This window comes from Streptomyces sp. NPDC053513 (genome assembly GCF_044544765.1).
Classification (GTDB): Bacteria; Actinomycetota; Actinomycetes; order Streptomycetales; family Streptomycetaceae; genus Streptomyces; species Streptomyces litmocidini.
Genome location: NZ_JBITXP010000005.1, coordinates 144,561 through 165,493 on the forward strand (window position 1 = coordinate 144,561; position 20,933 = coordinate 165,493).

Consider the following 20,933-nt stretch of genomic DNA (forward strand, 5'->3'; position numbering starts at 1 on the left):
TAAGATGTCCCGTACCGTAGCAGAGTCGATGGCCTTAATGGAACAGGAGTCCCGTTTGACTGAGAGCCCGCCGGCCACGCCCGGCACCACGCGCCCCGGCGGACGCACCGCCAAGGTCCGCCGGGCGGTCCTCGACGCCACCCTGGAGGCCCTCGCCGACACCGGCTTCCACGCCCTGAACATGGACCGGATCGCCGCGGCCGCCGGCGTCGGCAAGACCACCGTCTACCGCCGCTGGGGCTCCCCCGTCGGCCTGGTCACCGACCTCCTGCACGACATGGCCGAGCAGTCGCTCCCCGCCTCCGACACCGGCAGCCTCGCGGGCGACCTGCGGGCCAACGCCGAACTCGTCCGGACCACCCTCACCGACCCCCGGATGGGCGCCGTCTTCCGCGCGGTCATCGCCGCCGCGGCCTGCGACGAGGAGTGCGCCCGCGCCCTCGCCGGCTTCTACCGGACCCGGCTCGCCGAATGGGCCCCCGTCGTCGCCAAGGGCGCGGCACGCGGCGAGACCCCGGCGGGGACGGACCCCGTGGAGCTGCTCCGCGCCGTCTCCGCGCCGCTCTACTACCGCTTCACGGTCACCCGCGAGGAGCTCGACGCGGCCGTCGCGGAACGAGCGGTGACGGCGGCGCTCGCGGCCGCGCGGGACGGGGTGTTCGTCCGGGCACGGGCCGAACGGACGAATTAGTCCCTCCGCACCGGGACGCCTGAGTATCCGTACTCAGGCGTCCCGCGCGCCCCGCCCGCAGGATCGAAGGCATGCTGTGGTCCGACCCGAAGAACCAGCCGCCCAAGTTCCTGCGCGACATGCAGGCGATGCTCCGCCGCACGGGCGTGCTGCTGGCGCTGGCGATGGTGGTGGCGATGTTCGTGGCCAGCGCCCGCTGACCACGCGCGCGTGCGCCCCCCTCCACTGGCTACGCTGCCCCCATGACTGCTGATCCGCGCCGTGTCGTGCTCGCCTCCGCCTCCCCCGCCCGGCTCGGCCTGCTCCGGCAGGCCGGACTCGCCCCCGAGGTGATCGTGAGCGGCGTCGACGAGGACAAGGTCCACGCCCCGACGCCGGCCGAGCTCGCGCTCGCCCTCGCGGAGGCGAAGGCCTCTCATGTCGCCGCCCGGCCCGAGGCGTTCGGCGCGCTCGTCATCGGCTGCGACTCGGTCCTGGAGCTCGACAAGCAGGCCCTCGGCAAGCCGGCCGACGCCGAGGAGGCCACCGCCCGCTGGAAGGCGATGCGCGGCCGGGTCGGCATCCTCCAGACCGGCCACTGCGTCTACGACACGGCCGCCAAGCGCTTCGAGTCGGCGACGGCCTCCACCGTGGTCCGCTTCGGCGAGCCGACGGACGAGGAGATCGCCGCGTACGTGGCGAGCGGCGAACCGCTCCACGTGGCGGGCGCGTTCACCCTGGACGGCCGCTCGGCGCCGTTCATCGACGGCATCGACGGCGACCCGGGCAATGTGATCGGTCTGTCCCTGCCGCTCCTGCGCCGGCTGCTGCGCAAGCTGGACGTCGAGATCACCGACCTCTGGGCCTGACGGGCCGTGAGGGCGGGCCGCCAGGAAGGCCCGTGAGGGCGGGCCCCGAGGACGGCCCGTGAAGGCCGGACCCCGAGGACGGGCCGTGAGGGCGGGCCCGTGAGGACGGCCCGAAGGCCGCTACGCGGACGCCGGCGCCTCCCCGGGGGCGCCGGCGCCCTTCTCGCGCTCCTCGCCGTACGCCACCAGGGTGAGGACGACCAGGCCGAGCACGGTCACGAGGAAGGCGAAGGCGCCCCAGCCGAGGAGGGCGACGGCGACCGCGCCGAGGACGCCGTGGACGATCGCGCAGCCGATGAGGAGCGCCCGGCCGAAGCGGCCCGGACGGCGGTCGCGGACGCCCGCGAGGAGGGCGACGAGGCCGCAGAGGAGGAGGGCGGCGCCGGAGCCGATGCCGAGCGCCCAGGTGCCGGTGACCATCGCGTCGGGGTCCATGCCGTCGAGGGACATCGACTGGGCCTCCGTGAAGCGCGCCATGACGGCGTTGACCGCGACGATGCCGGGCGCTTCGAGGAAGAGCACCGCGGCCGTCACGAGCGCTATCGGTCTGCGGGCCACCTCGGCCACCCCCTGGATTCGCCTGTTACCGACAGTACGGTCGACAGCGCGAAGGCTACTGGCCGGTAAACCCCCGGACAAGGGTTCGCACACGGCGGGCGACGGCGGGAAGCTGACGGACGGTCCGGCAAAGAATCGTTGAGCCATTCGTAGGGACTCCACAAAGAAACCCGAATGGCCCCTGGCCGCACGAACAGAGACCTGCGCCACACCTCGGAGCTACTGTGCCGTCAAGGAACCCTGCGTACCGTGGTGCGACAAGGGAATTCACGACCCGAGCGGGCCCGTGGTCACGCTCCGTGTGGGCAAGCTCACCACTGGGGACGGGTCGAAAGGCCGTGTCGGCAGTCCCTAAACTCAGCTTGTTTCAAGGAGGGAGCCATCGTGCGCAAGGTGCTCATCGCCAACCGTGGCGAAATCGCTGTCCGTGTGGCCCGGGCGTGCCGGGACGCGGGTATCGGCAGCGTGGCCGTGTACGCCGAGCCGGACCGGGACGCTCTGCACGTCCGGGCGGCCGATGAGGCGTTCGCTCTGGGCGGTGACACTCCGGCCACCAGCTACCTGGACATGGCCAAGGTGCTCCAGGCCGCGAAGGACTCGGGCGCGGACGCCGTCCACCCCGGCTACGGGTTCCTCTCCGAGAACGCGGAGTTCGCCCAGGCCGTTCTGGACGCCGGTCTGACGTGGATCGGCCCGCCGCCGCAGGCGATCCGGGACCTGGGTGACAAGGTCGCCGCCCGTCACATCGCGCAGCGCGCCGGCGCCCCGCTGGTCGCCGGCACCCCGGACCCGGTCTCGGGCGCCGAGGAGGTCGTGGCGTTCGCCGAGGAGCACGGCCTGCCGATCGCGATCAAGGCGGCGTTCGGCGGTGGCGGTCGCGGCCTGAAGGTCGCCCGCACGCTCGAAGAGGTGCCGGAGCTGTACGACTCCGCCGTCCGCGAGGCCGTGGCGGCCTTCGGCCGGGGCGAGTGCTTCGTCGAGCGCTACCTCGACAAGCCCCGCCACGTGGAGACGCAGTGCCTGGCCGACACCCACGGCAACGTGGTCGTCGTCTCGACGCGTGACTGCTCGCTGCAGCGGCGCCACCAGAAGCTGGTCGAGGAGGCCCCCGCGCCGTTCCTGACCCAGGAGCAGAACGAGCAGCTGTACGCGGCCTCGAAGGCGATCCTGAAGGAGGCCGGCTACGTCGGCGCCGGCACGGTCGAGTTCCTCGTCGGCCTCGACGGCACGATCTCCTTCCTGGAGGTCAACACCCGCCTGCAGGTCGAGCACCCGGTGACCGAGGAGGTCACGGGCATCGACCTGGTGCGCGAGATGTTCCGCATCGCCGACGGCGAGGAGCTCGGCTACGGCGACCCGGAGATCCGCGGTCACTCCTTCGAGTTCCGCATCAACGGCGAGGACCCGGGCCGCAACTTCCTGCCCGCCCCCGGCACGGTCACCCTCTTCCAGCCGCCGACCGGCCCCGGCGTCCGCCTCGACGCGGGCGTGGAGTCCGGCTCGGTGATCGGCCCGGCCTGGGACTCGCTCCTGGCCAAGCTGGTCATCACCGGCGCCACCCGCGAGCAGGCGCTCCAGCGTGCCGCGCGCGCCCTGGCGGAGTTCAAGGTCGAGGGCATGGCGACGGCGATCCCGTTCCACCGGGCCGTCGTGGTCGACCCCGACTTCACCGCCGACCCGTTCCGCGTCCACACCCGCTGGATCGAGACGGAGTTCGTCAACGAGATCAAGCCGTTCGCCCCGGCCGGTGCCGAGGCGGACGAGGACGAGGCGGGCCGCGAGACGATCGTCGTCGAGGTCGGCGGCAAGCGCCTGGAGGTCTCCCTGCCGTCCTCGCTCGGCATGACGCTGGCGCGCACGGGTCTGGCGGCCGGTGCGAAGCCGAAGCGGCGCGCGGCGAAGAAGTCCGGCCCGACCGCCTCGGGCGACACCCTCGCCTCCCCGATGCAGGGCACGATCGTGAAGGTCGCGGTCGAGGAGGGCCAGGAGGTCAAGGAGGGCGACCTGATCGTCGTCCTGGAGGCCATGAAGATGGAGCAGCCCCTCAACGCCCACCGCTCCGGCACCGTCAAGGGTCTGACCGCCGAGGTCGGCGCCTCCGTCACCTCCGGCGCCACCATCTGCGACATCAAGGACTGATCCGTCGAGGACTGATCCGTCGCGACCAGTACGGTACGAAGGGCCCGCAGGCAGCAGCCTGCGGGCCCTTCGTCGAGGGGAGCCCTTTCGCACATGCGCGCCGACGCCCGCCGCAACCACGAGCGACTGCTCATCGAAGCCCGCGCCGCCTTCGCGGAACAGGGCGCGGACGCACCCCTGGAGGAGGTCGCGCGCCGCGCGGGCGTGGGGATCGGCACCCTCTACCGTCACTTCCCCACCCGTGCCGACCTGTTGAACGCGGTCTTCCAGGAGGCTCTGACCGAACTTCTCCACCGCTCAAGGGAGTTGGCGGAGGCGGACGCGCCGTGCAGTGCCCTGGTGGAGTGGCTGCGGGCGCTGATCGCCCACGCGGGCGAGTACCGGGGACTGGCGCACGCGCTGATGTCCGCCTCGCACGACCGGAGTTCGGCCCTGGCGCGGTGCAGCGATCCGCTGCGGGCGGCGGGCGAGCGGCTGCTCGGGCGGGCCCAGGAGGCGGGGCAGGTGCGCGCCGACGTGTCGATCGGCGACCTGATGCAGCTGACCAACGCGATCGCGCTGGCGGCGGAGCAGTGCCCGGAGGACGCGCTTCTGGCGGACCGCCTGCTCTCGCTGACGCTTCGGGGACTCAAGGGCTGACCGGAGGGGCCGAACGCGAACGGCGTGGGACCCCTGGGGGAGGGTCCCTCGGGCGCTTCGGCGGACGTCAGCGGCGGCGCATGTCCGCGACCCGGGCCGTGCGCTCCAGCGTCTCCGCGGCCATCGCGCCGCCCGGTCCCCGGAACTGACCGGCCGCCATCCGCCCGCGCTGGACGGGGAGCGGCATGTCACGGCGGGGCCGGGCGCCCGGGGGGAGCTGCTCACCGCCGGTGGGTCCGGTCGCCGCGCCCGTACCGGCGACGGCGATCTGCACGCCCTGGTCGGCGAGGGCCTGGAGCTCGCCGGCGGCCCGCTCGTCGTGGGCGGGGGGTTCGTCGGTCACCAGGCGGGTGATGACGTCCGTCGGCACCGTCTGGAACATGGTGTCGGAGCCGAGCTTGGTGTGGTCGGCGAGGACCACGACCTCGGCCGCCGCCTGCACGAGCGCCCGGTCCACGCTCGCGGAGAGCATGTTGGACGTGGACAGGCCGCGCTCGGCGGTCAGTCCGCTGCCGGAGAGGAAGGCCCGGGAGACCCGGAGTCCCTGGAGCGACTGCTCGGCCCCGCTGCCCACGAGGGCGTAGTTGGAGCCGCGCAGGGTGCCGCCGGTCATGACGACCTCGACCCGGTTGGCGTGGGCGAGGGCCTGGGCGACGAGCAGGGAGTTGGTGACCACGGTCAGGCCGGGCACGCGGGCGAGCCGGCGGGCCAGCTCCTGCGTGGTCGTCCCGGCGCCGACGACGATGGCCTCGCCCTCTTCGACGAGGCTCGCGGCGACGTCGGCGATGGCCGTCTTCTCCGCTGTGGCGAGATGGGATTTCTGCGGGAAGCCGGATTCTCGCGTGAATCCGCCCGGCAACACCGCACCGCCGTGGCGGCGGTCGAGGAGTCCTTCTGCCTCCAGGGCCCGTACGTCTCTCCGTACGGTCACTTCAGAGGTCTGGACGACGCGGGCGAGCTCGCGGAGCGACACGGCCCCATTGGCTCGCACCATTTCGAGGATCAACTGGCGACGTTCTGCAGCGAACACGAAACTGACAGTAACGTGACCGGCCGATACTTTTCAGCACTATGCGCCGAATTGCAGAAGATGCGCATGGACGGGGCCTCCACGTGGTATGGGAGACCCCGTCGTTGATCGTTCTATGCCCGGGATTGCCGGGGGTTGTCCGAGTCGGCGAACCGTTCCCGCAGGCGGGGGCCCGCGCGGGGCGGGGCCTCAGGCCTCGCCGGTCGCCTTTCGGGTGTGCAACTGCCGTGCCACTTCCGCGATCGAGCCCGACAGGGAGGGGTACACGGTGAAAGCATTTGCGATCTGTTCGACCGTCAGATTGTTGTCGACCGCGATCGAGATCGGATGGATCAGTTCGCTCGCCTTCGGCGCGACGACGCAGCCGCCGACCACGATGCCGGTGCCCGGACGGCAGAAGATCTTCACGAAGCCGTCCCGGATGCCCTGCATCTTCGCGCGGGGGTTGCGCAGCAGCGGCAGCTTGACGACCTTGGCGTCGATCTTGCCCGCGTCCACGTCGGCCTGGGTGTAGCCGACGGTGGCGATCTCGGGGTCGGTGAAGACGTTCGAGGAGACCGTCTTCAGGTTCAGCGGGGCCACCGCGTCGCCGAGGAAGTGGTACATGGCGATCCGGCCCTGCATGGCGGCGACCGAGGCGAGCGCGAAGACGCCCGTGACGTCACCGGCCGCGTAGACGCCGGGGGCGGTCGTACGGGAGACCTTGTCGGTCCAGATGTGACCGGAGTCCTTCAGCCGGACGCCCGCCTCCTCCAGGCCCATTCCGGCCGAGTTCGGGATCGCGCCGACCGCCATCAGGCAGTGGGTGCCGGAGATGACCCGGCCGTCGGAGAGGGTGACCTCGACGCGGTCGCCGACCCGCTTCGCGGACTCGGCGCGGGAGCGGGCCATGACGTTCATGCCGCGGCGCCGGAAGACGTCCTCCAGGACGGCGGCGGCGTCCGGGTCCTCACCGGGCAGGACGCGGTCGCGGGAGGAGACGAGGGTGACCCGGGAGCCGAGCGCCTGGTAGGCGCCGGCGAACTCGGCGCCGGTGACACCGGAGCCGACCACGATGAGCTCCTCGGGGAGCTCCTTCAGGTCGTAGACCTGGGTCCAGTTCAGGATGCGCTCGCCGTCCGGCTTGGCGTCGGGCACCTCGCGCGGGTGGCCGCCGGTGGCGATCAGCACCGCGTCGGCGGTCAGCGTCTCCTCGGTGCCGTCGGCGGCGGTGACGACCACCTGGCGGGAGCCGTCCATCGCCTGCCGCCCGTCCAGCCGGCCGCGGCCGCGCAGGACGCGGGCGCCGGCCCGGGTGACGGAGGCGGTGATGTCGTGGGACTGGGCGAGCGCGAGGCGCTTCACCCGTCGGTTGACCTTGCCGAGGTCCACGCCGACGACCCGGGCGGCCTGCTCGATGTGCGGGGTGTCGTCCGCGACGATGATGCCCAGCTCCTCGTAGGAGGAGTCGAAGGTGGTCATCACCTCGGCGGTGGCGATCAGGGTCTTGGACGGGACGCAGTCGGTCAGGACGGAGGCGCCGCCGAGCCCGTCGGTGTCGACGACGGTCACCTCCGCGCCGAGTTGGGCGCCCACCAGGGCCGCCTCGTATCCGCCGGGTCCGCCGCCGATGATCACGATCCGGGTCACTGGGATCTACGCCTCGCGCTCTCGTTCTGCCGGGGGGTCCCCCGCTGGGCTGCAGTGCGTACGCCATTGTCCCGCACGCTTCAAGTGCGTAGCCCATTCTCCCGCACTCCCGGCCCGACCTCGCGCCGGGGCCTGCCGAAGGGCCCCACGAACGCCCGGACGGCCCCGGGAGGCGTGCGCTCCGGGACCCCGGACGGTCCCGCGGGGCCCCGCGCCGGGCCCCGGACGGCCCCCACCTCGGGTTTCGTCGGGCACCCCGGCCCCTCCCGTACTCTCGGTCCCATGTCGCTCTACGCCGCTTTCGCCGGCAACCTCGACGCGCGGCTGATGAGCCGCCGCGCACCGCACTCCCCGCTGCGCGGCACCGGCTGGCTGAACGGCTGGCGGCTCACCTTCGGCGGCGAGCAGATGGGCTGGGAGGGAGCGCTGGCCACGATCGTGGAGGCCCCGCGCTCCCAGGTCTTCGTGGCGCTGTACGACATCGCGCCGATGGACGAGGACTCCATGGACCGGTGGGAGGGCGTGGGCCTCGACATCTACCGGCGGATGCGGGTGCGGGTGCACACCCTGGACGGCGAGGAGCCGGCCTGGGTGTACGTCCTCAACGCGTACGAGGGCGGGCTGCCGTCCGCGCGGTACCTGGGCGAGATCGCCGACGCGGCCGAGTCGGCGGGCGCGCCGCACGACTACGTGATGGAGTTGCGCAAGCGTCCCTGCTGAGCCGGGCCGGTCCCCGGCGGGCCCGTCGCTCCGTCCGGGTGACCGATTTCCGCCGTTCGTCGGAAACGACAAGACAACGATCGCATGTCCGTCAGCATCGTCATCTACGCGCGTAGGAATTCTCCGGCTACGCTGCTTCGCGTACCAAATCCGTCCGGGGTTCCCCTCGGACCCCCCTCCCCGAGGCGAGAGAGTCAGTGAACGCAACTGCCACCCCGTACGAGGCCGCCGAGGCCGCTGCCGCACGTCTCCGCGAGCTGACCGGTGTCGAGAACCACGACGTCGCCCTGGTCATGGGCTCCGGCTGGGCGCCCGCCGTCGACGCCCTCGGCGCCCCCGAGGCCGAGTTCCCGGTGACCGAGCTCCCCGGCTTCCCGCCGCCGGCCGTCGAGGGCCACGGCGGCAAGGTCCGCTCGTACAAGATCGGTGAGAAGCGCGCGCTGGTCTTCCTCGGCCGCACCCACTTCTACGAGGGCCGGGGCGTCGCCTCCGTCGCCCACGGCGTCCGCACCGCCGTCGCCGCCGGCTGCAAGACCGTCGTCCTGACCAACGGCTGCGGCGGCCTCCGCGAGGGCATGCGCCCCGGCCAGCCGGTCCTCATCAGCGACCACATCAACCTGACGGCCGCCTCCCCGATCGTCGGCGCGAACTTCGTCGACCTCACCGACCTGTACTCGCCGCGCCTGCGCGCGCTGTGCAAGGAGGTCGACGAGACGCTGGAGGAGGGCGTGTACGTCCAGTTCCCCGGCCCGCACTACGAGACCCCGGCCGAGATCAACATGGTCCGCGTCCTGGGCGGCGACCTCGTCGGCATGTCCACCGTCCTGGAGGCCATCGCGGCCCGCGAGGCCGGCGCCGAGGTCCTCGGCATCTCCCTCGTCACCAACCTGGCGGCGGGCCTCTCGGGCGAGCCGCTGAACCACGAGGAGGTGCTCCAGGCGGGGCGCGACTCGGCGGCGCGGATGGGTGAGCTGCTGACGCGGGTCCTCGACCGGATCTGAGTCCTTCCGGCGCTCTTCGCCCCGGTCGGCCCCGGGGGCGGACCGGGCTTCGGAGCGCCGCGGCGGCCTCCGGCGGCCGGGCCGTCCGGCGCGCCGGGGCCGCTTCCCCGCCGGACCGTCCGGGCGCCGGGGCCGCCTCCCCGCCGGACCGTCCGGGGTGCCGGGGCCCGCTGCGCGAGGCCTTCTCCCCCCACACCGCCCCTTCCCGAACCGGGGCTCCGCCCCGGACCCCGCGCCTCGAACGCCGACGGGGCCGTATCCAGCCCGTCCGGTGTTCGAGGACACGGCCGAAGGCCGTACGGGGGCCCGGGGGCCTGCCCCCGGTTCGGGAAGGGGCGGGGTGGGGAAAGGCTCCGCGCAGCGGCCACCCGCACGCCCCACCGGCCCGCACACACACCGGCGACCGGCACCGCACCCGCCCAGGCCCCGCACCCACCCCGCCGCACCGAACACGCCCGCAATCCCGAAAGGCACACCACCGTGACGCAGGACGACCTCCTCGCCCGGGCCCAGGCGTGGCTCGCCGAGGACCCCGACCAGGAGACCCGCGACGAACTCGCCGCGCTCCTCGACCGCAACGCCACCGACGAGCTCGCCGCCCGTTTCAGCGGCACCCTGCAGTTCGGCACCGCCGGCCTCCGGGGCGAGCTCGGCGCCGGGCCCATGCGGATGAACCGCTCGGTCGTCATCCGGGCCGCCGCCGGCCTCGCCGCGTACCTGAAGGCGAAGGGCGAGACCGGCGGTCTCGTCGTCATCGGCTACGACGCCCGCTACAAGTCGGCCGACTTCGCCCGGGACACCGCCGCCGTGATGACGGGTGCCGGGCTGCGCGCCGCGCTGCTCCCCCGCCCGCTGCCGACGCCCGTCCTCGCGTACGCCATAAGGCACCTGGGCGCCGTCGCCGGCGTCGAGGTGACGGCGAGCCACAACCCGCCGCGCGACAACGGCTACAAGGTCTACCTCGGCGACGGCTCGCAGATCGTGCCGCCGGCCGACGCGGAGATCGCCGCCGAGATCGCCGCGGTCCGCTCGCTGGAGGACGTGCCGCGCCCCGCCGAGGGCTGGGAGACGCTGGGCGACGAGGTCCTGAACGCCTACCTGGAGCGCACGGACGCCGTCCTGACCCCCGGCTCCCCCCGTACCGCGCGGACCGTCTACACGGCCATGCACGGCGTCGGCAAGGAGGTCCTGACGGCCGCCTTCGACCGGGCCGGCTTCCCGCCGCCCGCGCTCGTCGCCGAGCAGGCCGACCCGGACCCGGCCTTCCCGACGGTCGCCTTCCCGAACCCGGAGGAGCCGGGCGCCATGGACCTGGCCTTCGAGGCCGCCCGCGCCGTGGACCCCGACATCGTCATCGCCAACGACCCGGACGCCGACCGCTGCGCCGTGGCCGTGCCGGACGCGGCCGTCGAGGGCGGCTGGCGGATGCTCCGCGGCGACGAGGTGGGCGCGCTGCTCGCCGCGCACCTGGTGCACAAGGGCGCCACCGGCGTGTTCGCCGAGTCGATCGTGTCGTCCTCGCTGCTCGGCCGCATCGCCGAGGCGGCGGGCGTCGGCTACGAGGAGACGCTGACCGGCTTCAAGTGGATCGCCCGCGTCGACGGCCTGCGGTACGGCTACGAGGAGGCGCTCGGCTACTGCGTCGACCCGGAGGGCGTCCGCGACAAGGACGGCATCACGGCGGCGCTGCTCGTCACCGAGCTGGCCTCGGTCCTCAAGGAGCAGGGCCGGACCCTCACCGACCTGCTCGACGACCTGGCGGTGGCGCACGGGCTGCACGCCACGGACCAGCTGTCGGTGCGGGTCGAGGACCTGGGGATCATCGCGAACGCGATGGCCGCCCTGCGCGGGAAGCCCCCGGTGCGGCTGGCCGGTCTGACGGTCGTCTCGGCCGAGGACCTGACGAAGGGCACGGAGTCGCTGCCGCCGACGGACGGGCTGCGCTACCACCTGGAGGGCGACTACAAGGCCCGGGTGATCGTCCGCCCGAGCGGCACCGAGCCCAAGCTCAAGTGCTACCTGGAGGTCGTCGTCCCGGTCGCCGACGCGAGCGAACTGGCGGCGGCCCGCGCGACGGCCGCGGAGCTGCTGGCCGCGATCAAGCGGGACCTGTCCGAGGCCGCCGGGCTGTAGGACGGGAGGACGCGGGCACGCGAGTGCGCGAGTAGTACGCGGGCACGCGAGTGCGCGAGTACGCAGGCACGCGGAAGGGCCGGTGCGGAAGCGATTCCGTACCGGCCCTTCGGCGTGTGCGGGCGGCTCCGAGAGCCGGGAGCCGGATCCGGGCTCAGCCCGTCGCGAGCAGGATCACGAGCAGCAGCAGCCCGGCCAGCGCGGGCCCGACGATCTCGTACGCCCAGCGCACCTGCGGCTCGCCCTGCGCGCCCGGGGCCGTGGCGTGCACCTCGGCGAGTTCGCGCAGCTCGGCGATGGTCTTGTCGGCGGGCGCGAACCGGGAGGCGCCGTTCCGCACGTCGGCGGTGACGGAGGTGCGGCCGTGCGGATCGTCCTGGGAGGCGCGAGCGGCGCTGCGGGCGGCCTTCTTCCGCTGGCGCAGCGAGACGGGGATCGCCCACAGCTGGTACTTGGTGCCCTCCTGCGTGAAGACCTCGCTGGAGTAGCCGGCGCGGACGTCGGCGACCGAGGCCCAGGGCAGCGTGATCGACCGGAACGGGTTGCGGATCCGGAGCCGGTTCTCGTTCGCGTACACGGCGGGCCGGATCGTGAAGGCGACGATCAGCGGGACGGCGAGGACGAGGGCCGCGAGCACGAGCCAGGGCGTGCGGCCCTCGCCGCGGGCGATCGCGTCCCCGGCGAACAGGGCCGCGAGGAGCAGCAGGAAGATCCCGCTCGCGACGCCGAGGGGCGACCGGTGGACCTTGTCGGCGGAGGCGGGCGCGGCGGGGGCCTGCCCGCCGGGGGTCTGCCCCGCGGACGGCTGCTCGGGGGTCGACTCGCGGCTCGGCTCGTGGCTGGGCTCGGGGGTCGGCTCGGGGGTCGTCATGCCGCCGATTGTGCCTCAGCGGGCGGGGGCGGGGCTCAGGCGGCCCGTGCGGCCACCAGATCCGCGTACACGATGATGTTGTCGGGGCGGTGGCCGTCGACCAGCTCCCCGCCGCAGGTGACGAGGCGCAGCTCGGGGCGGGTGGTGTTCCCGTACACCTTGGCCGTCGGGAAGGCGTCCTTGTCGACCTGCTGCAGCTCCCGGACGCGGAAGACGGCGGTCGTGCCGTCGGCGCGGGTCACGGTGATCTCGTCGCCGATCCGGACCCGGGAGACGTTCTTGAGGACGGCCGGGCCGCGCGCGGTGTCGAAGTGGCCGATGAGGACGGCGGGGCCGGTCTCCCCGGGCGTGACGCCCTTGTCGTACCAGCCGATCCGGTCGGCGTCCGCGACCGAGGGCACCTCGACGGTGCCGTCGGCGTTCAGGCCGAGGGAGAGGACGGAGTCGGCGTCGACCCCGGCGGCGGGCACCCGGACCCGGACGGGCAGGGAGCGCGCCAGCGGCCGGACGGGGGCCGCGGTCGTCCTCGGGGCGGGCGGGGCGGTGGCCTGCGAGATGTGGGCGGGCGGAGTGGCGGCCCCGGGGTCGGTTCCGGCGGAACAGCCGGTGAGCGCGGCGAGGGCGGCGACGAGGAGGGCGGCGGTACGGGGCCGGGGGCTGCGGCGGTTCACGGAAGGCTCCGGACGTGGTGCGGCCGGGGGGGGGGGGGGGGGGGGGGGGCCCGCGGGGGGGGGGGGGGCCGGGGGGGGGGGGGGGGGGGGGGGGGGGGGGGGGGGCCGCCCGGCCGCGGGGGGGGGGGGGGGGGGGGGGGGGGGGGGCCGCCCCCCCCGGCCTGGGGTGGGGTGGTGCCTGCTCGGGTCGGGGCAGGAGGCGGTGCGGGCCGGCCGCGGGCGGCCGGGGTACGGGGTGCGCGGTACGGAGCGGGCGGTACGGGTGAGGGCGTGCCGCCCGTGCCGTGCCGCCCGTGCCGTACGGGTCAGCCGCGGGCGCCGGCGGACCGGCGGCGCAGGACGACGAAGCCGAGGCCCGCGGCGGCGAGCGAGGCCGCGCCCGCGCCGGCGGCGATCAGCGCGGTGGAGTCGCCCTCGGCGGCGAGCTCGGCGCCGGCCGCGACGCCGCCCTTCGGGACGACGGAGGTCTGGCCGCCGTTGTTCACGGTGGTGCCGGTGTTGCCCGCGGGCGCCGGGGTGGTGGTGGACGGTGCCGGGGTGGGCGTGGCGGCGTCCTTCTCACAGCCCTTGGGGAGCTTCGGGAAGGCGGTCCAGGCGTACGGCGTGTCGCCGCCCTGGGTGCGCTGGCCGAGCTGCGGGGTGGTGGTGTTCGCGCCCTTGATGGTGAGGCCCTGGCCCAGGTCGGCTGCGTGGTCGCGGTCGAGGGTGACGACGGGCTTGCCGGCCTCGTCCTTGAGGACGGCTTTCGGGCCCTTCTCCAGGTCGTTGGTGAGCGTCACGGTCAGCAGCGCGAAGACCGAGGGGATGTCCTGCTGGACGGTGCACTCGCCGAGGGTGACGACGGGGCCCGGGGTGGGCTTCGGGGCCGGAGCGGGCGTGGTGTCGGGGGTCTCGACGAGCTTCGGGGCGGCCTGCTTCGAGGCGCCCGGGATGTAGGCGGCGAAGCCTCCGTCCTGCTCCAGGACGACGACCGCCCTGCCGTACAGCCAGACCTGGCGGGAGCCGTTCAGGTAGGTGAAGCCGCGGCCCCTGCCGTTCTCGATCAGCTGGAGGCCGTAGCGGCCGTCCTTCCGGGCGAGCTCCAGGAGGGTGCCGTCGGCGAGCTCGTAGGTGCCGGGCTGGGCGCCGGGGACGTAGTTGCGGCTCCAGTTCAGGGTGTGGCCGTCCTCGAAGAGGACGAAGAATTCGCCGTTGTCGTTGCCCGCGACCGGGCGGGCGACGGCGTCGAGGACGCCGACCGGGTTGCCCTGGTGGAAGAGCTCGGCGCGGTGGTGCAGGTCCTTGACCTTGTAGATCTTGGCGACGGTGCCGGTGAGGAGGGTCTCGGTGCGGACGAGGGTGCCCTTCGAGGCGTCGGCCGCGCCCTCGGTGCCGGCCTTGGCAACGCCCTCGGCACCGGTGTCGGCCGGCTTCGCACCGGTGTCGGCCGGCTTCGCGCCGGGGGCGCTGACGGCGACCGGGCCGTCGGCGGCGAAGGCGGCGCCGGCGGCGAGGGCCGGGGCGGTGATCGCGACGCCCGCGACGAGGGCGGTGGCGATGGCGGTGCGAAGGGCGGTGCGCATAACGACTCCTGTGAGATCAGGCAGGTGGGTGGGAGAGTCGCATGCCGCTTTTTCTCGGTCCGACTGTGTCCGGTGAGGTCTGGCTGGCTGCTGAGAGAAAATCTATTGATCTTGTATTCGGGAGCCGTCCGCTCCGTGTCACAGGCACGTGACAGGCATCACCACGCCGGGGGACCCCCTGTGACCTCGGGCTCGACGAACGGGCTCCCCTGTACAGGTCGCTACGCGCGTAGATATGCTCGACTGGTGACCATGCCCACCACTGCACCCGCAGCTCTCGCATTCGCCGACGTGACCGCGTCCGACAGTGCGCTGCGCCGCTTCCTCCACGGGCTGCCCGGCGTCGACGCCGTCGGCCTGGAGGCGCGCGCCGCGTCCCTCGGCACCCGCTCGATCAAGACCACGGCCAAGGCGTACGCCATCGACCTGGCCATCTCCATGATCGACCTGACGACGCTCGAAGGCGCGGACACCCCGGGCAAGGTCCGGGCGCTCGCCGCCAAGGCCGTCAACCCCGATCCGACCGACCGCACGACCCCGAAGACCGCCGCCGTCTGCGTCTACCCCGACATGGTGGCCACCGCCAAGGCCGCCCTCGGGGACTCGGGCGTCAAGGTCGCCTCGGTCGCCACCGCCTTCCCGGCCGGGCGCGCCGCGCTCCCCGTGAAGCTGGCCGACACCGCCGACGCCATCGCCGCCGGCGCCGACGAGATCGACATGGTCATCGACCGTGGCGCCTTCCTCGCCGGCCGGTACATGGAGGTGTACGAGCAGATCGCCGCGATCAAGGCCGAGTGCGGCGACCGCGCCCGCCTCAAGGTGATCTTCGAGACCGGCGAGCTCTCCACGTACGACAACATCCGCCGCGCCTCCTGGCTCGGCATGATGGCGGGCGCGGACTTCATCAAGACCTCGACCGGCAAGGTCGCGGTCAACGCCACCCCGGCGAACACCCTCCTCATGCTGGAGGCGGTGCGCGACTTCCGCGCCCAGACCGGCGTGCAGATCGGCGTGAAGCCGGCCGGCGGCATCCGCAACACCAAGGAAGCGATCAAGTTCCTGGTTCTCGTCAACGAGACCGTGGGCGAGGACTGGCTGGACAACCACTGGTTCCGCTTCGGCGCTTCCAGCCTGCTCAACGACCTGCTGATGCAGCGCCAGAAGCTGGCGACCGGCCGTTACTCCGGCCCCGATTACGTGACGGTGGACTGATCAACATGGCATCTGCATTCGAGTACGCGCCGGCACCGGAGTCGCGCTCGGTCGTCGACATCGCGCCGAGCTACGGCCTGTTCATCGACGGCGAGTTCGTCGAGGCCGCCGACGGCAAGGTCTTCAAGACCGTCTCCCCCGCCACCGAGGAGGTGCTCTCCGAGGTCGCCCAGGCGGGCGCCGAGGACGTGGACCGCGCGGTGAAGGCCGCCCGGAAGGCCTTCGAGAAGTGGTCGGCGCTGCCCGGCTCCGAGCGCGCCAAGTACCTCTTCCGGATCGCCCGGATCATCCAGGAGCGCAGCCGCGAGCTGGCCGTCCTGGAGACCCTGGACAACGGCAAGCCGATCAAGGAGACCCGCGACGCGGACCTCCCGCTGGTCGCCGCGCACTTCTTCTACTACGCGGGCTGGGCCGACAAGCTCGACCACGCGGGCTACGGCGCGAACCCGCGCCCGCTGGGCGTGGCCGGCCAGGTCATCCCGTGGAACTTCCCGCTGCTGATGCTGGCGTGGAAGATCGCCCCGGCGCTCGCGACCGGCAACACGGTCGTGCTCAAGCCGGCCGAGACGACCCCGCTCTCCGCCCTGTTCTTCGCGGACATCTGCCGCCAGGCGGGGCTGCCGAAGGGCGTCGTCAACATCCTTCCCGGATACGGGGAGACGGGCGCGGCCCTCGTCGGCCATCCGGACGTGAACAAGGTCGCCTTCACCGGCTCGACGGCCGTCGGCAAGCAGATCGCCCGCACGGTCGCCGGCACCGACAAGAAGGTCACCCTGGAGCTGGGCGGCAAGGGCGCCAACATCGTCTTCGACGACGCCCCGATCGACCAGGCCGTCGAGGGCATCGTCAACGGCATCTTCTTCAACCAGGGCCAGGTGTGCTGCGCGGGCTCGCGCCTCCTCGTCCAGGAGTCGATCCAGGACGAGCTGCTCGACAGCCTCAAGCGCCGCCTGAGCACCCTCCGCCTGGGCGACCCGCTCGACAAGAACACCGACATCGGCGCGATCAACTCGTCCGAGCAGCTGGCCCGCATCACCTCCCTGGTGGAGCAGGGCGAGGCGGAGGGCGCCGAGCGCTGGACCGCCGCGTGCGAGATCCCGGCGGCCGGCTACTGGTTCGCCCCGACGCTCTTCACGAACGTCACGCAGGCGCACCGGATCGCCCGCGACGAGATCTTCGGCCCGGTCCTGTCGGTGCTGTCCTTCCGCACGCCCGACGAGGCCGTCGCGAAGGCCAACAACAGCCAGTACGGCCTGTCGGCCGGCATCTGGACGGAGAAGGGCTCCCGCATCCTCGCGGTCGCCAACAAGCTCCGGGCCGGTGTCGTCTGGGCCAACACGTTCAACAAGTTCGACCCGACCTCGCCGTTCGGCGGCTACAAGGAGTCGGGCTTCGGCCGCGAGGGCGGCCGCCACGGTCTGGAGGCCTACCTCGATGTCTGATGTGAATCGCCTCAGCGTCTTCAAGACCTACAAGCTGTACGTCGGGGGCAAGTTCCCCCGCTCCGAGAGCGGCCGGGTGTACGAGGTGACGGACTCGAAGGGCAAGTGGCTGGCGAACGCGCCGCTCTCCTCCCGCAAGGACGCGCGTGACGCGGTCGTCGCTGCCCGCAAGGCCTTCGGCGGCTGGGCGGGCGCGACGGCGTACAACCGCGGCCAGATCCTCTACCGCGTCGCCGAGATGCTGGAGGGCCGCAAGGGCCAGTTCGTGCACGAGGTCGCGCACGCGGAGGGCCTGTCCAAGAACAAGGCGGCCGAGGTCGTCGACGCGGCCATCGACCGCTGGGTCTGGTACGCGGGCTGGACCGACAAGATCGCCCAGGTCGTGGGCGGCGCGAACCCGGTCGCGGGCCCGTACTTCAACCTGTCGACCCCGGAGCCGACGGGCGTCGTGACGGTCGTGGCCCCGCAGGACTCGTCCTTCCTCGGCCTGGTCTCGGTGATCGCCCCGGTGATCGCGACGGGCAACACGGCGGTCGTGATCGCCTCGGAGAAGGCCCCGCTCCCGGCCCTCTCCCTGGGCGAGGTCCTGGCCACCTCCGACCTCCCCGGCGGCGTGGTCAACATCCTCTCCGGCAAGGCCGCCGAGATGGGCCCGCACCTCGCGGCCCACCAGGACGTCAACGCCCTCGACCTGACGGGCGCGACCGACGGCGACCTCGCCCGCGACCTGGAGATCGCGGCGGCGGACAACCTGAAGCGCGTCCTGCGCCCCCGCACCGAGGACTTCACCGAGTCCCCCGGCACGGACCGCATGACCGCCTTCCTGGAGACCAAGACGGTCTGGCACCCGACGGGTTCGCTGGGCGCGAGCGGCTCCTCGTACTAGACGGCCGCCGCACGGAACGGCCCCCGGGCAGCAGCACTGCCCGGGGGCCGTTCCGTCATGCCCCGGCGCGCCCGATCAGCCCGGCGACCCCGTCCCGCACGCACTCCGGGCCCGTCTCGAACTGCCGGCCCGCGTCGTCCTCGCGCGCCGCCCCCTGCGCGTACCGCGGACACGTGGGGTAGCGCCCGGTCCCGAGCAGGTAGGTCATCTGGGGGGCGAGGGCCCGCCGGGTGTCGTCGCCGCTCCCCCGGCCCTGCTCCTTCGTGTACGGGGCGAGGGCGACCTCCGGCTGCACGGCTCCCTGCGCGTACGAGGCCACCGCGCGGAACGCGGCCGTCATCGTGTCGGCGTCGAGGCCGAGACCGTCGAGCGGGGCGAGCCGGCGTTCGACCGCCGCCGTCCGGGCCGGGGTGGGGGCGAGGAGCGGGACCGGAAGCCGGGTGGGCCAGGGGTGGCGCAGCATCCCGTCGCCATGGGCGCCGCGAGCGGCACGGTCGTGCTCGTGCGCACCATCGGCGGTTCGCTCGGCACGGCGGCGCTCGGCGCGGTGTTCACGTCGCGGCCGGCGGGGCGGCGGACCCCGGCCTGACGCCGGCACAGGCCGACGCCCTTCCCGCGCCGCTACGGGAGGCCTCCCGGGCGGCGGTGACGAGCGGCGTCCACGGGGTGCCGCTCGGCACGGCCGTGCTCGCCGCGCTCGCCTTCGCCGCCGCCTGGTACGTACGGGAGACCCCGCTGCGGCGGCCTACGGAAGAAGCCCCCGCGCCAGCCCCCCGACCACCGGCAGATCGGCCACGGCGCCGCCCTTCGTGACGTGGTCGGTCACCAGGTTCGTGCCGACCGGCTTGAAGTCGGCGACCTGGGTGCCGAGGCCGTTGTCGAGCGGGTCGACGCCCGTGTTGGCCAGCGGGTCGAGCTGAAGGCGGGTCAGCGGGCCCACGCCGTGGGTGACACCGTCCAGCGCGCCCGCCCCGGCCGCGCCGGCGTCCGTCCTGGCCAGCGAGTCGACGGGCAGCGGCAGGGGGGCGGCGGCCTGGGCCGCGGCACCGGCGCCGAGCACCGCGGCGCCCGCCGCCGTGACGCCGAGACCGGCCCTCAGCAGGGCGCCGCGGCGGGAGGTCCGGGGTTGTGCGTGACGCGCCATGGAGATCCTTCCAGGGGGTGAGCGGACGGCCACCGACAGTAGTCGAGGTGTGATGCTCGATACCAACGGTCCACCTCAGGGGTCCCCTGCACGGGGGAATGCTTCACACTGGTGTCCCGTGAGTTCCCAACCGATCCCGACCCGGGTCGTCCTGCTCGCGGGCCCCTCCGGCTCCGGCAAGTCGTCCCTCGCCGCCGTCGCCGGCCTTCCGGTCCTGCGCCTCGACGATTTCTACAAGGAGGCCGACGACCCGTCGCTCCCGCTCGTCGAGGGCAGCACGGACATCGACTGGGACTCCCCGCGGTCCTGGGACGCGGACGCCGCCGTCGCCGCGATCGTCGAACTGTGCCGTACGGGACGGACCGACGTCCCCGTGTACGACATCGCCACCAGCTCCCGGGTGGGCCACGAGCGGCTCGACATCGCACGGACCCCGCTCTTCGTGGCGGAGGGCATCTTCGCGGCCGAGATCGTGAACCGCTGCCGCGAGCTGGACGTCCTCGCGGACGCGCTGTGCCTGCGCGGCCGCCCCTCGACGACCTTCCGCCGCCGGCTCCTCCGCGACCTCCGCGAGGGCCGCAAGTCCGTCCCGTTCCTGCTGCGCCGCGGCTGGCGGCTGATGCGCGCCGAGCGCGCGATCGTCGCCCGGCAGACCGCGCTGGGGGCGCATCCCTGCGCGAAGCCGGAGGCGCTGGGGCGCCTGGCGGCCGCGGCGGCGGGCCGGCACCGCACACCGGTGTAGGCGGGCCCGCCCCTCACGCACGAAGCGGGTCGTACGAGACCCCCCGGACTCGTACGACCCGCTTCGTGTTCCCCGTACCCCCGTACGGTTCCCCCGTGTTTCCCCCGTTCCCCCGAGCGCTCCGTCTCCCCCGTGAGCGCCCGCGGGGCCGTTCCCCCCGACCTTCAGGCCACCAGCTCGCCGAAGGACTCCTCCTCGTCACGGCCGAAGCTCAGCACCTCGTCCTCGCGCAGTCGCCGCAGCGAGCGCCAGATGCTCGACTTCACCGTGCCGACACTGATGTCCAGGATCTCCGCGATCTCCGGATCGGTCCGGCCCTCGTAGTAGCGCAGCACCAGCATCGTCCGCTGGAGCTCGGGCAGGCGGGCCAGGGCCTGCCACAGGACCGCGCGCAGCTCGGTGCCCCGCATCGCGTCCGTCTCGCCGACCGTCTCCGGCAGCTCCTCGGTCGGGTACTCGTTGAGCTTGCGCCGGCGCCAGGCGCTGATGTGCAGGTTGGTCATGGTGCGACGCAGGTATCCGCCGACGGCGGCCTTGTCGCTGATCCGGTCCCAGGCGCGGTACGTGGAGAACAGCGCGCTCTGGAGCAGGTCCTCGGCCTCGAAACGGTCACCGGTGAGGTGGTAGGCGGTGGCGTACAGGGAGGCCCGGCGCTCCTGGACGTAAGCCGTGAACTCGGCTTCCGAACAACCGGAGCGCTCCCCCGTGACCTCCCCGTACGCCGCTCCCCCGTCAGCAACGGCCACCATGTACGGCGCCTTGCGCTGACGCCCGACGCTGCGAACGCACCCCCGTCCGTTCGTGACAGCGCCGGACTTCTCCGTGCTCCGCACGACGTCGTGGAGACGCGTGACAACTGCGCTTGAGGTGGTGCTGTGCAGTGCGTTCATCTCGCGCCCCCCGTCGGTTGGAGTGTGTTTCGGTCCGTGTGCCAAGAAGCTTGCCCCCCGGACTTCATGGCGTTGTCCGTCGACTGTCACAGCCGTGTCACAGGGAACGAGACGGAAGCGAGTCC

At 73.2% G+C, this 20,933-nt stretch carries 22 protein-coding genes; 13 read left to right on the forward strand and 9 right to left on the reverse strand.

The features are described from left to right. Window positions 1–4: 4 nt before the first annotated feature. The 3 genes from ACIGW4_RS10770 (at window position 5) to ACIGW4_RS10780 (ending at window position 1,539) form a co-directional block, all read left to right on the forward strand. Window positions 5–691, forward strand: coding sequence for a TetR/AcrR family transcriptional regulator (locus tag ACIGW4_RS10770; protein ID WP_399171582.1), 687 nt, complete (start codon window positions 5–7; stop codon window positions 689–691). 71 nt (window positions 692–762) lie between these two features. Continuing rightward, window positions 763–891: a morphogenic membrane protein MmpB gene (gene mmpB / locus ACIGW4_RS10775; protein ID WP_093874383.1), complete on the forward strand. Its 129-nt coding sequence runs from the start codon at window positions 763–765 to the stop codon at window positions 889–891. A 42-nt stretch (window positions 892–933) separates the two neighbouring features. After that, the gene (locus tag ACIGW4_RS10780) at window positions 934–1,539 is read left to right on the forward strand and encodes a nucleoside triphosphate pyrophosphatase (protein WP_123455055.1); all 606 of its coding nucleotides are present in this window, start codon (window positions 934–936) and stop codon (window positions 1,537–1,539) included. Window positions 1,540–1,659: 120 nt separating this feature from the next. Here ACIGW4_RS10780 and ACIGW4_RS10785 read toward each other — a convergent pair whose 3' ends face one another. Further along, window positions 1,660–2,097, reverse strand: a complete 438-nt coding sequence (locus ACIGW4_RS10785) for a hypothetical protein (protein WP_359589743.1) — start codon at window positions 2,095–2,097, stop codon at window positions 1,660–1,662. A 384-nt stretch (window positions 2,098–2,481) separates the two neighbouring features. On the opposite strand from ACIGW4_RS10785, the gene ACIGW4_RS10790 reads away from it, so the two are divergent. Together ACIGW4_RS10790 and ACIGW4_RS10795 are read left to right on the forward strand one after the other, a co-directional pair. Next, window positions 2,482–4,236, forward strand: a complete 1,755-nt coding sequence (locus ACIGW4_RS10790; RefSeq protein WP_123455050.1) for a biotin carboxylase N-terminal domain-containing protein — start codon at window positions 2,482–2,484, stop codon at window positions 4,234–4,236. 93 nt (window positions 4,237–4,329) lie between these two features. Continuing rightward, window positions 4,330–4,875, forward strand: coding sequence for a TetR/AcrR family transcriptional regulator (locus ACIGW4_RS10795; protein WP_399579769.1), 546 nt, complete (start codon window positions 4,330–4,332; stop codon window positions 4,873–4,875). 67 nt (window positions 4,876–4,942) lie between these two features. Here the strand turns inward: ACIGW4_RS10795 and ACIGW4_RS10800 are convergent, their stop codons facing one another. Both ACIGW4_RS10800 and ACIGW4_RS10805 read right to left on the reverse strand, forming a co-directional pair. Beyond that, the gene (locus ACIGW4_RS10800) at window positions 4,943–5,869 is read right to left on the reverse strand and encodes a DeoR/GlpR family DNA-binding transcription regulator (protein ID WP_399579771.1); all 927 of its coding nucleotides are present in this window, start codon (window positions 5,867–5,869) and stop codon (window positions 4,943–4,945) included. Between the two features lie 225 nt (window positions 5,870–6,094). Next, window positions 6,095–7,534 (reverse strand): NAD(P)H-quinone dehydrogenase, encoded by a 1,440-nt coding sequence (locus ACIGW4_RS10805; protein ID WP_123455044.1) that lies wholly within the window; start codon window positions 7,532–7,534, stop codon window positions 6,095–6,097. A 282-nt stretch (window positions 7,535–7,816) separates the two neighbouring features. Between ACIGW4_RS10805 and ACIGW4_RS10810 the strand changes: the two genes are divergently transcribed. The 3 genes from ACIGW4_RS10810 to ACIGW4_RS10820 all read left to right on the forward strand — a co-directional run bounded on the left by ACIGW4_RS10810 (window position 7,817) and on the right by ACIGW4_RS10820 (window position 11,388). Next, the gene (locus tag ACIGW4_RS10810) at window positions 7,817–8,254 is read left to right on the forward strand and encodes a gamma-glutamylcyclotransferase (RefSeq protein ID WP_123457457.1); all 438 of its coding nucleotides are present in this window, start codon (window positions 7,817–7,819) and stop codon (window positions 8,252–8,254) included. Between the two features lie 197 nt (window positions 8,255–8,451). Next, window positions 8,452–9,255 (forward strand): purine-nucleoside phosphorylase, encoded by an 804-nt coding sequence (locus ACIGW4_RS10815; RefSeq protein ID WP_123455042.1) that lies wholly within the window; start codon window positions 8,452–8,454, stop codon window positions 9,253–9,255. A 480-nt stretch (window positions 9,256–9,735) separates the two neighbouring features. Next, window positions 9,736–11,388, forward strand: a complete 1,653-nt coding sequence (locus tag ACIGW4_RS10820) for a phospho-sugar mutase (protein WP_123455039.1) — start codon at window positions 9,736–9,738, stop codon at window positions 11,386–11,388. A gap of 154 nt (window positions 11,389–11,542) precedes the next feature. Here ACIGW4_RS10820 and ACIGW4_RS10825 read toward each other — a convergent pair whose 3' ends face one another. The 3 genes from ACIGW4_RS10825 to ACIGW4_RS10835 all read right to left on the reverse strand — a co-directional run bounded on the left by ACIGW4_RS10825 (window position 11,543) and on the right by ACIGW4_RS10835 (window position 14,492). Next, window positions 11,543–12,259: a PH domain-containing protein gene (locus ACIGW4_RS10825; protein WP_399579776.1), complete on the reverse strand. Its 717-nt coding sequence runs from the start codon at window positions 12,257–12,259 to the stop codon at window positions 11,543–11,545. A gap of 35 nt (window positions 12,260–12,294) precedes the next feature. Beyond that, a complete protein-coding gene (locus tag ACIGW4_RS10830; RefSeq protein WP_399579779.1) occupies window positions 12,295–12,930 on the reverse strand; it encodes a class F sortase in 636 nt (211 codons plus the stop codon). Between the two features lie 305 nt (window positions 12,931–13,235). Next, window positions 13,236–14,492, reverse strand: a complete 1,257-nt coding sequence (locus tag ACIGW4_RS10835) for a hypothetical protein (RefSeq protein ID WP_398707125.1) — start codon at window positions 14,490–14,492, stop codon at window positions 13,236–13,238. A 252-nt stretch (window positions 14,493–14,744) separates the two neighbouring features. On the opposite strand from ACIGW4_RS10835, the gene deoC reads away from it, so the two are divergent. Genes deoC through ACIGW4_RS10850 form a run of 3 tightly spaced genes read left to right on the forward strand, consistent with a single transcriptional unit; the run spans window position 14,745 to window position 18,032 of the window. After that, window positions 14,745–15,704 carry a deoxyribose-phosphate aldolase gene (gene deoC, locus ACIGW4_RS10840; protein WP_123455029.1) on the forward strand — a complete coding sequence of 320 codons (960 nt, stop codon included), beginning with the start codon at window positions 14,745–14,747 and terminating at the stop codon, window positions 15,702–15,704. A 5-nt stretch (window positions 15,705–15,709) separates the two neighbouring features. Continuing rightward, window positions 15,710–17,146, forward strand: coding sequence for an aldehyde dehydrogenase family protein (locus ACIGW4_RS10845; protein WP_399579781.1), 1,437 nt, complete (start codon window positions 15,710–15,712; stop codon window positions 17,144–17,146). After that, window positions 17,139–18,032 (forward strand): aldehyde dehydrogenase, encoded by an 894-nt coding sequence (locus ACIGW4_RS10850; RefSeq protein ID WP_123455025.1) that lies wholly within the window; start codon window positions 17,139–17,141, stop codon window positions 18,030–18,032. The genes ACIGW4_RS10845 and ACIGW4_RS10850 overlap by 8 nt, the downstream gene beginning before the upstream one ends. Before the next feature lie 55 nt (window positions 18,033–18,087). On the opposite strand, the gene ACIGW4_RS10855 is transcribed toward ACIGW4_RS10850, so the two are convergent. After that, entirely contained in the window at window positions 18,088–18,495 is a 408-nt protein-coding gene (locus ACIGW4_RS10855) for a TetR/AcrR family transcriptional regulator C-terminal domain-containing protein (RefSeq protein WP_399579784.1), read from the reverse strand. Here ACIGW4_RS10855 and ACIGW4_RS10860 point away from each other — a divergent pair. Next, window positions 18,484–18,621, forward strand: coding sequence for a hypothetical protein (locus ACIGW4_RS10860; RefSeq protein WP_399579786.1), 138 nt, complete (start codon window positions 18,484–18,486; stop codon window positions 18,619–18,621). The genes ACIGW4_RS10855 and ACIGW4_RS10860 overlap by 12 nt on opposite strands. 156 nt (window positions 18,622–18,777) lie before the next feature. On the opposite strand, the gene ACIGW4_RS10865 is transcribed toward ACIGW4_RS10860, so the two are convergent. Then, a complete protein-coding gene (locus tag ACIGW4_RS10865) occupies window positions 18,778–19,176 on the reverse strand; it encodes a hypothetical protein (RefSeq protein WP_398707117.1) in 399 nt (132 codons plus the stop codon). A gap of 118 nt (window positions 19,177–19,294) precedes the next feature. Here ACIGW4_RS10865 and ACIGW4_RS10870 point away from each other — a divergent pair, with 118 nt between their 5' ends. Beyond that, window positions 19,295–19,918, forward strand: coding sequence for an ATP-binding protein (locus ACIGW4_RS10870; protein ID WP_123455017.1), 624 nt, complete (start codon window positions 19,295–19,297; stop codon window positions 19,916–19,918). Between the two features lie 164 nt (window positions 19,919–20,082). Here ACIGW4_RS10870 and ACIGW4_RS10875 read toward each other — a convergent pair whose 3' ends face one another. Next, window positions 20,083–20,808 (reverse strand): SigE family RNA polymerase sigma factor, encoded by a 726-nt coding sequence (locus ACIGW4_RS10875; protein ID WP_123455014.1) that lies wholly within the window; start codon window positions 20,806–20,808, stop codon window positions 20,083–20,085. Window positions 20,809–20,933 lie beyond the last annotated feature (125 nt).

Bases quoted from the DNA above. Each gene is read 5' to 3' on its own strand.
- ACIGW4_RS10875 (WP_123455014.1), bottom strand. From the start codon at position 20,808: ATGAACGCACTGCACAGCACCACCTCAAGCGCAGTTGTCACGCGTCTC.
- ACIGW4_RS10810 (WP_123457457.1), top strand. From the start codon at position 7,817: ATGTCGCTCTACGCCGCTTTCGCCGGCAACCTCGACGCGCGGCTGATG.
- mmpB (WP_093874383.1), top strand. From the start codon at position 763: ATGCTGTGGTCCGACCCGAAGAACCAGCCGCCCAAGTTCCTGCGCGAC.
- ACIGW4_RS10850 (WP_123455025.1), top strand. From the start codon at position 17,139: ATGTCTGATGTGAATCGCCTCAGCGTCTTCAAGACCTACAAGCTGTAC.
- ACIGW4_RS10845 (WP_399579781.1), top strand. From the start codon at position 15,710: ATGGCATCTGCATTCGAGTACGCGCCGGCACCGGAGTCGCGCTCGGTC.
- ACIGW4_RS10865 (WP_398707117.1), bottom strand. From the start codon at position 19,176: ATGGCGCGTCACGCACAACCCCGGACCTCCCGCCGCGGCGCCCTGCTG.
- ACIGW4_RS10855 (WP_399579784.1), bottom strand. From the start codon at position 18,495: ATGCTGCGCCACCCCTGGCCCACCCGGCTTCCGGTCCCGCTCCTCGCC.
- deoC (WP_123455029.1), top strand. From the start codon at position 14,745: ATGCCCACCACTGCACCCGCAGCTCTCGCATTCGCCGACGTGACCGCG.
- ACIGW4_RS10795 (WP_399579769.1), top strand. From the start codon at position 4,330: ATGCGCGCCGACGCCCGCCGCAACCACGAGCGACTGCTCATCGAAGCC.
- ACIGW4_RS10780 (WP_123455055.1), top strand. From the start codon at position 934: ATGACTGCTGATCCGCGCCGTGTCGTGCTCGCCTCCGCCTCCCCCGCC.
- ACIGW4_RS10825 (WP_399579776.1), bottom strand. From the start codon at position 12,259: ATGACGACCCCCGAGCCGACCCCCGAGCCCAGCCACGAGCCGAGCCGC.
- ACIGW4_RS10770 (WP_399171582.1), top strand. From the start codon at position 5: ATGTCCCGTACCGTAGCAGAGTCGATGGCCTTAATGGAACAGGAGTCC.
- ACIGW4_RS10835 (WP_398707125.1), bottom strand. From the start codon at position 14,492: ATGCGCACCGCCCTTCGCACCGCCATCGCCACCGCCCTCGTCGCGGGC.
- ACIGW4_RS10800 (WP_399579771.1), bottom strand. From the start codon at position 5,869: ATGGTGCGAGCCAATGGGGCCGTGTCGCTCCGCGAGCTCGCCCGCGTC.